Genomic DNA, 12,622 nt, shown 5'->3' with positions numbered 1-12,622 from the left:
GTCGTTTTCAACCCTGTCGCTCAAGTGAAATTTGTGCATACCGTAGCTTCTGGTTACACCACTGGCGCGATGTTCATTCTTGGTATTAGTTCATATTACTTGCTGAAAGGTCGAGACGTTGCGTTTGCACGCCGCTCATTCGCTATCGCTGCATCATTCGGCATGGCTGCTATTTTGTCCGTGATTGTGCTTGGTGATGAATCAGGATATGAAGTGGGTGAAGTTCAAAAGGTGAAGCTGGCTGCGATTGAAGCTGAGTGGCACACGGAACCTGCACCGGCTGCATTTACACTGTTTGGTTTGCCTAACCAAGACGCCATGCACACCGATTATGCAGTAAAAATTCCGTACGTGATGGGTATTATCGCTACACGTTCACTGGATACCGAAGTCACAGGGTTACGCGATCTACGCGATCAACACGTTGACCGAATTCGTAACGGTATGTATGCCTATGAACTGTTAGAGAAATTACGTGCAGGCGAAAAATCGCCAGCAAACATTGCCGCTTTTGAAGAAGTGAAAGGCGATTTGGGCTACGGCTTATTGCTAAAACGTTATACCGATAAAGTGAGCGATGCAACGGAAGAGCAAATTCAAGCCGCTGCTGATGATTCAATTCCAACCGTATGGCCACTATTTTGGTCATTCCGCCTGATGGTTGGTGTCGGTTTTGTGATGCTATTTGTCTTTGGTGCAGCATTTATTCAAACTTGCCGTCAGAAAATTGAGCAAAAACAATGGGTACTTAAAGCCGCCTTGTTCAGTATTCCTCTACCGTGGATTGCAATTGAAGCAGGTTGGTTTGTTGCTGAATATGGCCGTCAACCATGGGCTGTTGGTGAAATATTGCCAACCAATGTTGCCGCTTCTGCGCTAACTCTGGGCGAATTATGGACCTCATTGTTTGCGATTCTTGCACTGTACACTGTGTTCTTGATTGCTGAAGTTTACCTGATGGTTAAATTTGCTCGTAAAGGGCCTAGCAGCCTGAAAACTGGTCGTTATCACTTTGAGCAAAACGCAAACTCTGTTGAAGACAAAGTTAGCCGTCAAGTCGAAGCATAAGGCAGGGAGATAGAATAATGTTTGATTACGAAATCTTGCGACTAATTTGGTGGGTGCTGATCGGCGTACTGCTGGTTGGTTTTGCAATCACAGATGGTTTTGACATGGGCGTTGGTGCTCTTGTTCCCGTCATTGGTAAGAATGACAGTGAGCGTCGTGTCATGATCAACTCTATTGCCCCACACTGGGATGGTAACCAAGTTTGGCTTATCACGGCAGGTGGTGCACTGTTTGCGGCTTGGCCGTTAGTCTATGCGACATCATTTTCCGGATTTTATTTGGCTATGATTGTTACATTGGCTGCATTATGGCTTCGTCCGATTGGTTTGGATTACCGTTCAAAAATTGAAGATCCAAAGTGGCGTAATACTTGGGATATCTGTATTTCAATTAGTGGCTTTGTACCACCAGTCATCTTTGGTGTTGCCTTTGGCAACTTACTACAAGGCGTGCCATTCCAACTCAGTGATTTCATGATGCCAACGTATCACGGTTCATTTTTTGGTCTGTTGAACCCATTTGCTCTGCTTTGCGGCTTAGTCAGCTTGTTTATGATTATTTTACAAGGCGCCGCTTGGCTACAGATGAAAACCACCGATGAGCTGCATGCACGCGCTCGTGGCGTCGCTCAACTAATGGGCTTGTTGGTTGCTGTTACTTTCGTCGCTGCAGGGTTTTGGATCCAAAACATCGATGGTTACGTGATTACCAGCGTCATTGATACACATGCCGCATCAAACCCACTCAATAAAGAAGTGATACGTGAGGCGGGGGCGTGGATGGCTAATTTCAACGCTTACCCATTACTATGGATCGCACCAGCTTTGGGTGTTGCCATGCCACTACTTGCTGTGTTGGCGTCGCGTTTTGAAAAAGGTGGTCTCGCATTCTTGGCTTCTAGCTTAGCCAATGCGGGTGTGATTTTCACCGCTGGTTTTGCGATGTTCCCATTTATCATGCCTTCAAGCTTAGTACCAAGTAACAGCTTGACCATGTGGGACTCAACATCGAGTGAATTGACGTTGAACTTAATGACAGTGGTCGCTTTTGTAATGGTACCTATCATTCTTGGTTACACCACTTGGACTTACTACAAGATGTTTGGTCGTCTTGATAGCAAGTTTATTGAAGAAAACAAAAACTCACTTTACTAAGGAGCATAGATATGTGGTATTTCGCATGGATTCTAGGTGTGCTTTTAGCGTGTGCATTTGGCATCATCAACGCTCTTTGGTTAGAGCATTCTGAAATGATGGACAAAGACAGTGAGTAAACTTGCAATGCAAGTCACTGAGTACCATAAACTGGTTGATAAGACTCTGCTCAGAGTCTTATCGCTCTTGCTTGGTTTTTATCATATCGCCATGATTATGTGGGATCCCGAGCTGTATTCTCAGAGCATTGGTGGTTTTAACGCGGTTATTTCACCACTCATGATATGGGCGCTGTGTGCAAGTATGGTTTTTGGTGTTGGCTTTAGACCACGCAAATGGTTTTGGCAATTATTGTTTAGCCCCTACATTTCATTATCGATCTTAATTTACCTAACGATTATTCGACTAGTTTGATATTTACTGTGTATGAATAACCTGTCGAAGGTTGATTAACGACCCACATTAGTGCTGCCTCTTTGAGACAGCACTAATTTTTTGTTTCAAGTTTTGTAAAAGTCCACTCAATGCTTGTACTAACGTCAATGAGTTGCGTTATAGTATCCGCCTAAATCTGTATATGTGTTGGAACCTTTGTGCAAAATACAGCCTCAGCCTTTCATTGGCCTGTAACGATTTACTATGAAGATACGGATGCTGGTGGTGTTGTCTATCACTCAAACTATCTTAAATTCTTTGAACGAGCCCGAACTGAAATGTTACGCGCAGTTGGAGTGTCTCAGCAGACGTTTTTGCAGCAGAACATTGGTTTTGTGGTCAGGCACGTTGACATCGATTTTCTACAAGCTGCACGTTTAGACGATATGCTGACGATAAATACTGTGATTTCGGCGTTGAAAAAAGCCTCACTGATCTTCTGTCAGGAGCTCGTCAATCCTGAAGGTAAAGTATTGTGTAAAGCAATAGTTAAGGTAGCATGCATCGACAATCAGAACATGAGGCCCAAAGCGATGCCTCAATCAATAATTTTGGAGTTAACCCATAGTGACTGCTGATATCTCAATTCTCGATCTGTTTTTGCAAGCTAGCTTATTGGTCAAGATGGTGATGCTAATCCTTTTGGGGATGTCTATCGTTTCGTGGGCGATGATCATCAAACGTAGTAAAGTCCTTTCCCAAGCAGAAAAGAACGCTGATGCTTTCGAAGACAAATTTTGGTCTGGTACTGACTTATCCGTTATTTATCAAGATGTCAAAAAGCGTAAAGATGAACTTTTGGGTACAGAAGAGATTTTTTACTCTGGCTTTACCGAATTTGCACGTTTACGCAAGACTAACGCCACTTCACCTGATTTCATCATGGAAGGGACGGGACGTGCGATGCGAGTTGCTGTCGCAAGGGAAGTGGACGAGTTAGAGACCAGTCTGCCATTTCTAGCGACCGTGGGTTCTATCAGCCCATACATTGGATTATTTGGTACGGTATGGGGAATAATGCACTCATTTATTGCGTTAGGTGCGGTGAAGCAAGCGACGTTAGCAATGGTGGCTCCTGGTATTGCAGAGGCGCTGATTGCGACCGCCATGGGTTTATTTGCGGCTATTCCTGCGGTTATGGCTTACAACAGGTTGAGCAATAAAGTCAGCAAATTAGAGCATAATTACGCCACCTTTTCTGAAGAATTTCATAGCATTCTTCACCGCCAAGCGATGGCTGGTAGGGAATAGACGATGGTGGGTTACCAGCGTAAAAAGCGCAAGTTGACAGCTGAGATTAACGTTGTCCCTTATATCGACGTTATGCTCGTGTTGCTGATTATTTTTATGGTGACATCACCGTTTGTCACTCAAGGCGTTGATGTCGAGCTTCCTAAAACCACCACTTCAAAGTCAGCGGCTGAGCTGAAAGGTGATAGTGATAGTAGTTTTATCATCGTGGAAATAGATAAAGAAGGTCGTCTCGGGTTGAGCGTAAATAATGAGGAAGTCGAGCGGGGTCTTTCGCTGCAAGATGTCATCATTAGAGTCAAAGCAGAGCTGTCGTTGAAACCGGATTCACCGGTTGCGGTTGGCGGTGATGCTGCAACGCCTTATGCAGAAGTGATACTGGTTCTGGATGAATTGAATCGTGCGGGCATTTCAAAAGTAGGTCTGCTAACCGAAATTAAAGGATAGTTTGTACTGTTCATGAAAGATCATAAATCCAAAAAAAGCGATTACAAAAAGCCCATCATTATCTCGGCTGTTTTGCATATAGTGTTGATCATTGCTTTGTTATGGGGTTCGGATTTTAGCCTAACTAAGCCCGAGCCTGCAGGGCAGATGGTTCAAGCTGTGGTGATTGATCCACAACTGGTACAAAAACAAGCCCAGCAAATTCGTAACCAGCGTGAAGCTGCTGCCAAAAAAGAGCAGGATCGGCTGGATAAGTTACGCCGCGAAAGTGAGCAGTTGGAAAAAAACCGCAAGGCGGAAGAAGAGAATATTCGCCAACTAAAAGAACAACAAGCTCAGGAAGCGAAAGCGGCCAGAGAAGCTGAAAAGCAACGTGCCGAAAAAGAACAAGAGCGTAAAGTGGCAGAAGAACGAGCTCGTAAAGAAAAAGAGCGAGCGGTAAAAGCGGAAACGGAACGTAAGATAAAAGAAGAAGCGGTAAAAAAAGCAGAGCAGGAGCGCATCGCTAAAGAGGCTGAAATTGCGAAAGCGGAAAAAGAACGCATTGCCCGTGAAAAAGAGGCAGAACAAGCTAAAGAGAAAGCTCGTAAAGAGCGAGAAGCAGCAGAGCGAGCCGAGAAAGAGCGAATAGCCAAAGAACAAGAGGCGAAGAAAGCGGCCGAAAATGCAAAAAAAGAGAAAGCACGTCTAGAGAGATTGGAGCGTGAACGCAAAGAACAAGAAGCGGCGCTGAATAACATTTTTTCTGGGTTAGAAACAGAAGCAGAGCAAAATAGTTCAGCTCGTTCTCAATTTGTAATGAGTGAAGCTCAGCGATATGGAGAAATTTATGTGCAGCTCATTCAACAAAATTTGCTGATTGAAGACAGTTTTAAAAGTAAACAGTGCAAAGTGAACCTACGGCTCATTCCAACGGGAACTGGAGCAATAGTCGGTAATCTAAGCATTATTGATGGTGACTCAAGGTTATGCGCGGCGACAAAACGTGCTGTGGCGCAGGTGGGGACGTTTCCGCTGCCCAAAGATGATCTTGATGTAGTCAATCAATTGAAAGACATTAATTTAACTGTAGAACCAAATTAAAAGGAAAGCTTGTGTTAAAGCGATTGATGTTAGGATGCCTACTTGTCATCGCAAGTAGTGTACAGCTCGCCAACGCCGCATTGGAGCTTGTGATCACCGACGGCATTAATTCAGCAAGGCCGATTGCTATCGTACCGTTTAAGTGGGAAGGCAAAACAAAATTACCGCAGGATGTCTCTGCGGTGATCGCGTCAGATTTGCAACGTAGTGGTAAATTCAGCCCGATTGCGACCAGCAAAATGCCACAAACGCCTTACAATGAAACCGATGTGAAGTTTGATGCTTGGACCAGTATTGGTGTTGATGCTTTGCTCACAGGTAGCATTACGCAAAATGCAGAAGGTAACTATGTCATCAACTACCAACTGGTAGATGTAGTGCGTGGTCAACTGACACAAGGCCAAAGCAAAGCATTAAGTAACGATGGACAGTTGGTGCTTTCTAAAGATCATGTTTTATTCAATAAAGTTGCCACCGTACCAGCAAACCGAATGCGTGAGTATGCGCATCGAATTTCAGATTTGGTCTATCAAGAACTCACGGGTGATAAGGGTGCGTTTCTCACTCGTATTGCCTACGTGGTGGTCAACGACGATGAACAATATCCTTACCAGCTAAGGGTTGCTGACTATGACGGTTACAATGAACGTTTAGTACTTCGTTCAAAACAGCCTTTGATGTCACCGACTTGGTCACCTGATGGTAAGCAACTGGCGTATGTGAGCTTCCAAAACGGCCAAGCGGAAATATTCATCATGAATATTTATACTGGTGAAAGAGAGAAAGTGACCTCGTACCCACGCCATAATGGGGCACCGAGGTTCTCGCCAGATGGGAAAACCCTTGCTTTGGTGTTGTCTAAAACGGGCAGCTTACAGGTTTATACTCTGGACTTGGCAACCAAGAAGCTGAAACAAATAACGAGTGGCAGATCAAATAATACAGAACCGTTCTGGCATCCTGATGGTAAATCGCTAATATTTACTTCGGATCGGGGTGGTAAACCACAGATATATCAAGTAAATTTATCAGACGGTTCTACCAATCGTCTGACATGGCAAGGCAGCCAGAATTTAGGTGGACAAATAACGCCTGATGGTCGATTCCTTGTCATGGTAAACCGAAGTAATTCGGGTTTTAATCTGGCGAAACAAGATTTGGAAACTGGTTCAGTGCAAATTCTAACAAAGACTTTGCTCGATGAGTCTCCAAGTATTGCACCCAATGGTGGTATGGTCATATACAGTTCTATTTATAACAAAGCGAATGTACTTTCGATGGTGTCTATAGATGGGCGTTTCAAAGCTAGATTACCGGCAACAAATGGTCGCGTTAGGGCTCCTGCGTGGTCTCCGTTTTTATAGCAAGTAAGTATCAAAAAGTAAGGAAAAAAAATGCAACTTAATAAAGTTCTTAAAGGGCTACTGATTGCGCTACCAGTACTTGCAGTAACTGCATGTAGTTCAAGCGATGAAGCGACAAACGCTTCTGGTACTCAAACTAACCAGTCTACTTCAGGTTCAGCAAATAGCGTTGATACGACTGTAGTTTCTCCAATTGATGCGAATGGCCAACTCTCTGAACAAGAGCTAAAGGAACAAGCTCTTCGTGAAACTCAAACCATTTATTTCGCATTTGATAACGCGACAATTGCTGGTGATTACGAAGATATGCTTGCTGCACACGCAGCTTACCTAAGCAAAAATTCAGCAATGAAAGTTACCATCGAAGGCCATGCTGACGAACGTGGTACGCCTGAATATAACATCGCGCTAGGTGAGCGTCGTGCACAAGCTGTAGCGAAATATCTACAAGCGCTAGGTGTACAAGCTGACCAAATCTCGATCGTTAGCTATGGCGAAGAGAAGCCACTTCTTCTTGGTCAATCTGAAGAAGTGTATGCGAAGAACCGCCGCGCGGTTCTCGTATACTAATCGAGGAATCGCCTCATGTTCAGTAACTTAAAGCGAATTGTAACGCTTACGTTACTGGCAAGTGCAGCGGGTCAAGTACTCGCTGCACCAGCTCCAGTATCCGATCTTAGCAATAGCTCTTCAGCAAGCACATCTCGTGCTCAACAATCATCATCTGAATCTAATGTACAACGTCTTGAACGTCTGCTTGAAAACCGTAATAGCGTTCAACTCAAAATGCAGCAGCAGCTCGATGATATGGCACTTGAAATCAGCGAACTACGTGGCCAGTTAGAGCGTAATAGCTACGATATGCAGCAAATGTTGCAGCGTCAGCGTGAACTCTTTATCGAGTTAGATCGCGTACGTGGCGAAATGAAGAATACAACCGCAAGTTCGTCACAGCCGACAACGGACACTGATATTGCAGGAACGTTTAGCAGCAATGTTGATGAACAAACTGCCTATCAGAATGCGGTTGATTTAATCCTGAAGAAAAGGGATTACAGTGGTGCTATTGCAGCGTTTCAACAGTTTCAAAAAGATTATCCAGATTCTAATTTTGCGTCTAATGCCCATTACTGGTTAGGGCAGCTCTATTTTGCGAAAAAGCAGGATAAAGAAGCGATGCAAAGTTTTGCCGCCGTGCTCACTTACAGTGACTCCAATAAACGTGCTGATGCGCTGGTTAAGTTAGGTGATATTGCCAAGCGCAATAATAATACTGCGCAAGCAAATAAGTATTATCAGCAAGTTGTGGATGAATACCCTACAAGTGCGTCTGCCAAGGTTGCTAAAGAGAATTTGAATTGATAACAATTTGAGTTAATAAAAAAGAGGCCTTGCGGCCTCTTTTTTCGACGGCACTATTTTATGAATCGCTTTTGATCCTTCGTTAGGTGCGGTGTACAATGCTCGGATTCTTGGAAGTTGCGTAGAGCAAGAGCAATGAGCCACATATTAGATACGATTGAAACTATTTATCCATTTCCGCCAAAGCCCATTCCACTAACGGTTGAGCAAAAACAAGCCTATACAGCAAGTATCAAACAACTCTTAAAAGAAAAAGATGCTGTATTAATTGCGCATTACTATACCGATCCTGAAATTCAAGCTCTCGCTGAAGAAACCGGCGGTTTTGTTGGTGATTCATTAGAGATGGCCAAGTTTGGTAATCGCCATCCTGCCAGTACATTGATCATCGCTGGTGTGCGATTTATGGGCGAATCAGCAAAAATCTTAACCCCTGAAAAACGCATTTTAATGCCAACCTTAAAAGCAGAATGCTCTTTGGATCTGGGGTGTCCTGCCGATAAATTCACAGAATTTTGTGATGCACACCCAGATCATACCGTTGTTGTGTATGCAAACACATCGGCGGCGGTCAAAGCTCGTGCCGATTGGGTGGTTACATCGAGCATTGCACTTGATATTGTTGAGCACTTAGATGCGGAAGATAAACCCATAATTTGGGGGCCAGATCGCCATTTAGGCTCATACATCGAGAAAAAAACGGGCGCAAAGATGTTGCTTTGGCAAGGTGAATGCGTAGTACACGACGAGTTCTCTGCCGATGCATTGCGTAAGATGAAAGCACTGTATCCTGATGCAGCCATCCTTGTGCATCCAGAATCACCAGCCAGTGTGGTAGAACTTGCGGATGCTGTAGGCTCTACAAGCCAGTTGATTAAGGCAGCAAAATCCTTACCTCAACAGAAAATGATTGTGGCGACCGATAAAGGCATCTTTTTTAAGATGCAGCAGTTAGTCCCTGAGAAAGAATTGATTGAAGCACCGACGGCAGGGGCAGGGGCAACATGCCGAAGCTGCGCGCATTGTCCTTGGATGGCGATGAATGGTCTTCGAGCGATTGAGTCAGCTCTTATGGAAGGCGGTAAAGATCACGAAATTTTCGTCGATGAAGCCGTGAGAGTGAAATCACTCATCCCATTAAACCGTATGTTGGATTTTGCTGAACAGTTAAATTTGCAAGTCAAAGGGAATGCCTAATTCCTTTCGGTGGTAGTGGATGAAAAAAGGCTCTTATTCAGAGCCTTTTTTATCGCAAGCAAATTGATTTGAAATTAACGTTATTCGAAAATAAAACTATTCAAAAACAAAGTTATTGCTCTAGTGCCAACTGAGCGCCGCGCTGCGTTAAGCCACACAACATCACCGGTATGGCCTGATAGATTTCTTCAAACTGGTCGAGTCCTTGCATACCTTGTTGGGAAAGTGTTGCCAAGGACGTCTCAGGATCATAAAGCATACTCAGCGAAAGGAGCACGCCCCCAAGTAGCGCATTATCTTGGCTATCTTCAGGCATTAACGTTTCCCAATCATCACGCGTAAGTTGCCAACCTTGAAGAAAACCTTCACAAAAATCACGGACATGTTCAGTCACTATTTCTTGTTCATCGAGTGAGCAACCTGCAGGCCAGCTCCATTGATTTTCGAGCAAAGCAGGGCGATAGTCATTCCACATTTCAACGATCAGTTGGAAATAGGTTTCTAGCTGTTTGCCTTCGCTAAATGGCGCGATCTCTTCTCCCCCCCATAGAAAAGGGAGCCATTCCTCTGGCGGGAGCAAGTTAGGCGCTGACGCCATGGATGCGACAAAACCTTGAGTTTTGGCTTCATTAAGCAATTTATCTTCTAGTTCGGGTTGGGTAAGGAGTTCTTGTAAATTCACAGCAGATCCCATCAGTTGCCGAGTGTATTTGCAGCCATTTTAACGTTAAAGCGATACAATGTGCGAATTTTGCTGATAATTTGTTGGCTTTAGTGAGGTTTTACAACAATCAACATATTGCTCGCTAAGATTATTCACTATAATTTGCACAAAAGAAAAAATTGAAAGGATTTATGAGAGCACCTATTTCATTGAAGAAGAAGAGCATTATCGCCCTTTCTTTTTATCTCTGCTTTTTTATTGCGATCACAGGTACCGTCACTTATTGGATTGTCGAAGCGCCACTACGAGCTGAATTAAAACAGAATTTAGATCTTCGTGCAGAAGTCTTATCAGCCCAAATTCGCGAACCTCTCAACCGTTCTATTGGTGTGCTCCAAAGCATTGTCAGCCTTGGGCAAGCTGCAACTAACCAAGCTGAGCAAGACAGAATGCTCTCTTCGCTGTTCACTATACTTGATGATGTTGTCGTCAGTGGTGGGCTATGGCCGAAACCCTACAGCATTAATGCATCGCAGCGATACAGTAGCCTATTTTATAATCGAGCCGCTGACGGTCAAGTCGACAAATTGCATTCTTGGAACAATCAAGAAGCGCATGGTTACGATAACGAAGAGTGGTACAACGCAGTAAAAGAGAAGCCTGTCGGTAGTGTGGTATGGTCAGAAGTCTATGTTGATGCCTATACGCACGTTCAGATGATCACGGCTTCATCGCCCTATTACGTTAACGGTGAATTTGCTGGGGTAGCAACAGTCGATCTGTCATTGGCGGGGTTAGCCACATTTATTGCCAGTCAAGCGGAGCTTTATAACCTTGGCGTATCCTTAAGTGATTCGGGGGGATCCCTGATCACTGAACATAATTTTATAATACGTGAAGAAGCTAACGTAAGTCATTTCGGTTTTGGTGATTTTGAATGGCGAGTTGATGTTATTAATGCCCATCGGTTAGTGAATGACGAAGTGTTTGATCTGGTGATGAATGTCGAACGGAGTATCATTCCAATCCTTTTAGTTTGCGTTATGATCGGTTATTACTTGATCAATCAATATGTGATTAAACCGATTACCATAATCGCCAAAAAAGTGAGTGATTCTAAGCAGGGCGGTATTATTGATATGCCGTATCGAAGCCAAGATGAGATCCGCCAGCTTATCGATTCATTTAACCAAAAAACCGTTTATCTTGAAGCGGAAAAAGTGAAAGCTCAAGCTTCCACTCAAGCCAAAAGTGCCTTCTTAGCAACCCTGTCACACGAAATCAGAACTCCAATGAATGGTGTTTTAGGAACCGCGCAAATCTTATTGAAAACAGAGCTTTCCCCAGAACAGAGGCAACACCTTAATAGTCTGTATGAGTCTGGCGAGCACATGATGGTGCTGCTTAACGAAATTCTCGATTTCTCCAAGATTGAACAAGGGCGATTAGAACTTGATAACACCCGTTTCCCCTTGGATTCACTGATTGGTAGTATTAACAGTGTTTACCATACCTTATGCAATGAAAAAGGACTGCAGTTTAGGATTTACAGCGATATTGTTCACGATCGCTGGTATTACTCAGATAAAGCACGATTGAGACAGATTCTGTTTAATTTACTGAATAATGCGGTCAAGTTTACCTCTCACGGTTTTGTCGAAGTGACTCTAAAAGAGCAGCAGATGGAAGATAAACGGTATCTTTCTATTCGGATACGGGATTCGGGGATAGGTATAGCAAAAGAGGCTCAGGAAAAAATATTCCGCCCATTTGAACAAGCTGAATCATCGACGACAAGGCGTTTTGGTGGAACGGGGTTGGGCTTAGCGATTGTAAAACAAATTGTAGAGCTAATGGATGGGACAGTCACGGTAACCAGTGAGTTAGGAATTGGTACCAGTTTTCACGTTATGCTAGCGATAGAAACAACGACGCCCGGGACCATTGAAGTCAAGCCACGTCGCAAGCTTAATTACCAAGGACTGAAAGCTCTCATTGTGGAAGATAACCGGACCAACTCTATCATCATCGAAACCTTTATGAAGAATAAAGGGTTTACATGCGATTGTGTTGAGAATGGTGAATTGGCAATTCAAGCGGTTGTTGGCGGGAATTATGACCTGATATTGATGGATAACCATATGCCCGTAATGGATGGCGTAGAAGCGGTGTCTGCGATTCGGATCTTAGTTGGGGAGCAACGTAATGTGCTCATTTTTGGTTGTACTGCTGATGTTTTCAAAGAAACTCGTGAGCGAATGTTGTCGGCCGGCGCTGATTATATTGTCACCAAGCCCATTGATGACAGTGAATTAGATGATGCTCTTTTCCAATTTGTCGAAAAACTGTATCAATATCATCCAGAGTCTTCTATGCCGCTAAAGATAGGCTCAGCAGAGGAATCATTGGTGACGTTTTATATGGCCGTGGAAGATCAAAACATAGAACTTGCATTAGCCATGATTCAACGTTTGATACAACAGTTGCCGGAGATTGAAAATACTCATATTCATCAAGTGTTAATCGATACCCAAACAAGCTTAGAAAAACACCAGTTACCTACACAGCAGCAAGTCGATTTGCTAACGGTATTGCTT

14 protein-coding genes are annotated in these 12,622 nt (G+C 43.8%); 13 read left to right on the top strand and 1 reads right to left on the bottom strand.

What is annotated here, in order from left to right; all coding sequences use genetic code 11:
- The 12 genes from B9J84_RS02500 to nadA form a co-directional block, all read left to right on the top strand.
- The coding region (locus B9J84_RS02500; protein ID WP_404206187.1) for a cytochrome ubiquinol oxidase subunit I at positions 1-1,068 on the top strand (1,068 nt) is incomplete at its 5' end.
- Positions 1,069-1,085: 17 nt separating this feature from the next.
- On the top strand, positions 1,086-2,222 hold the full coding sequence (cydB, locus tag B9J84_RS02495) for a cytochrome d ubiquinol oxidase subunit II (RefSeq protein ID WP_013856570.1): 1,137 nt from the start codon (positions 1,086-1,088) through the stop codon (positions 2,220-2,222).
- Positions 2,223-2,233: 11 nt separating this feature from the next.
- On the top strand, positions 2,234-2,341 hold the full coding sequence (cydX, locus tag B9J84_RS02490; protein ID WP_000270284.1) for a cytochrome bd-I oxidase subunit CydX: 108 nt from the start codon (positions 2,234-2,236) through the stop codon (positions 2,339-2,341).
- Positions 2,334-2,636, top strand: coding sequence for a cyd operon protein YbgE (ybgE, locus tag B9J84_RS02485; RefSeq protein ID WP_013856571.1), 303 nt, complete (start codon positions 2,334-2,336; stop codon positions 2,634-2,636). Before cydX ends, ybgE begins: the two co-directional genes overlap by 8 nt.
- A 179-nt stretch (positions 2,637-2,815) precedes the next feature.
- Positions 2,816-3,235, top strand: a complete 420-nt coding sequence (gene ybgC / locus B9J84_RS02480; RefSeq protein WP_020977736.1) for a tol-pal system-associated acyl-CoA thioesterase — start codon at positions 2,816-2,818, stop codon at positions 3,233-3,235.
- Positions 3,225-3,908, top strand: coding sequence for a protein TolQ (gene tolQ, locus B9J84_RS02475; protein ID WP_013856573.1), 684 nt, complete (start codon positions 3,225-3,227; stop codon positions 3,906-3,908). The genes ybgC and tolQ overlap by 11 nt, the downstream gene beginning before the upstream one ends.
- Positions 3,909-3,911: 3 nt before the next feature.
- Entirely contained in the window at positions 3,912-4,355 is a 444-nt protein-coding gene (gene tolR / locus B9J84_RS02470) for a protein TolR (RefSeq protein ID WP_013856574.1), read from the top strand.
- 12 nt (positions 4,356-4,367) lie between these two features.
- Positions 4,368-5,438, top strand: coding sequence for a cell envelope integrity protein TolA (gene tolA / locus B9J84_RS02465; protein ID WP_047688307.1), 1,071 nt, complete (start codon positions 4,368-4,370; stop codon positions 5,436-5,438).
- 26 nt (positions 5,439-5,464) lie between these two features.
- Positions 5,465-6,802 (top strand): Tol-Pal system beta propeller repeat protein TolB, encoded by a 1,338-nt coding sequence (gene tolB / locus B9J84_RS02460; RefSeq protein ID WP_088718023.1) that lies wholly within the window; start codon positions 5,465-5,467, stop codon positions 6,800-6,802.
- A 30-nt stretch (positions 6,803-6,832) separates the two neighbouring features.
- Complete coding sequence (gene pal / locus B9J84_RS02455) at positions 6,833-7,372, top strand: peptidoglycan-associated lipoprotein Pal (protein ID WP_013856577.1); 540 nt, start codon at positions 6,833-6,835, stop codon at positions 7,370-7,372.
- Between the two features lie 15 nt (positions 7,373-7,387).
- Positions 7,388-8,164 (top strand): tol-pal system protein YbgF, encoded by a 777-nt coding sequence (gene ybgF, locus B9J84_RS02450; RefSeq protein WP_094123456.1) that lies wholly within the window; start codon positions 7,388-7,390, stop codon positions 8,162-8,164.
- 135 nt (positions 8,165-8,299) lie between these two features.
- Positions 8,300-9,361: a quinolinate synthase NadA gene (nadA, locus tag B9J84_RS02445; protein ID WP_026028138.1), complete on the top strand. Its 1,062-nt coding sequence runs from the start codon at positions 8,300-8,302 to the stop codon at positions 9,359-9,361.
- A gap of 112 nt (positions 9,362-9,473) precedes the next feature.
- Here the strand turns inward: nadA and B9J84_RS02440 are convergent, their stop codons facing one another.
- The gene (locus tag B9J84_RS02440; protein WP_013856580.1) at positions 9,474-10,055 is read right to left on the bottom strand and encodes a UPF0149 family protein; all 582 of its coding nucleotides are present in this window, start codon (positions 10,053-10,055) and stop codon (positions 9,474-9,476) included.
- 149 nt (positions 10,056-10,204) lie between these two features.
- Here B9J84_RS02440 and B9J84_RS02435 point away from each other — a divergent pair.
- Positions 10,205-12,622 (top strand): hybrid sensor histidine kinase/response regulator (locus B9J84_RS02435; protein ID WP_094123457.1); only part of this gene is annotated, 2,418 nt, incomplete at its 3' end.

This window comes from Vibrio sp. V03_P4A6T147 (assembly GCF_002241085.1).
GTDB lineage: Bacteria > Pseudomonadota > Gammaproteobacteria > Enterobacterales > Vibrionaceae > Vibrio > Vibrio anguillarum.
Note: the sequence above shows the minus strand (reverse complement) of the source record. Positions and strands in the feature narration are given on the sequence as shown.

Coding starts and splice junctions, on each gene's coding strand:
- tolB (WP_088718023.1), top strand. CDS start 5,465: ATGTTAGGATGCCTACTTGTCATCGCAAGTAGTGTACAGCTCGCCAAC.
- pal (WP_013856577.1), top strand. CDS start 6,833: ATGCAACTTAATAAAGTTCTTAAAGGGCTACTGATTGCGCTACCAGTA.
- tolA (WP_047688307.1), top strand. CDS start 4,368: ATGAAAGATCATAAATCCAAAAAAAGCGATTACAAAAAGCCCATCATT.
- cydX (WP_000270284.1), top strand. CDS start 2,234: ATGTGGTATTTCGCATGGATTCTAGGTGTGCTTTTAGCGTGTGCATTT.
- B9J84_RS02440 (WP_013856580.1), bottom strand. CDS start 10,055: ATGGGATCTGCTGTGAATTTACAAGAACTCCTTACCCAACCCGAACTA.
- cydB (WP_013856570.1), top strand. CDS start 1,086: ATGTTTGATTACGAAATCTTGCGACTAATTTGGTGGGTGCTGATCGGC.
- ybgF (WP_094123456.1), top strand. CDS start 7,388: ATGTTCAGTAACTTAAAGCGAATTGTAACGCTTACGTTACTGGCAAGT.
- tolR (WP_013856574.1), top strand. CDS start 3,912: ATGGTGGGTTACCAGCGTAAAAAGCGCAAGTTGACAGCTGAGATTAAC.
- nadA (WP_026028138.1), top strand. CDS start 8,300: ATGAGCCACATATTAGATACGATTGAAACTATTTATCCATTTCCGCCA.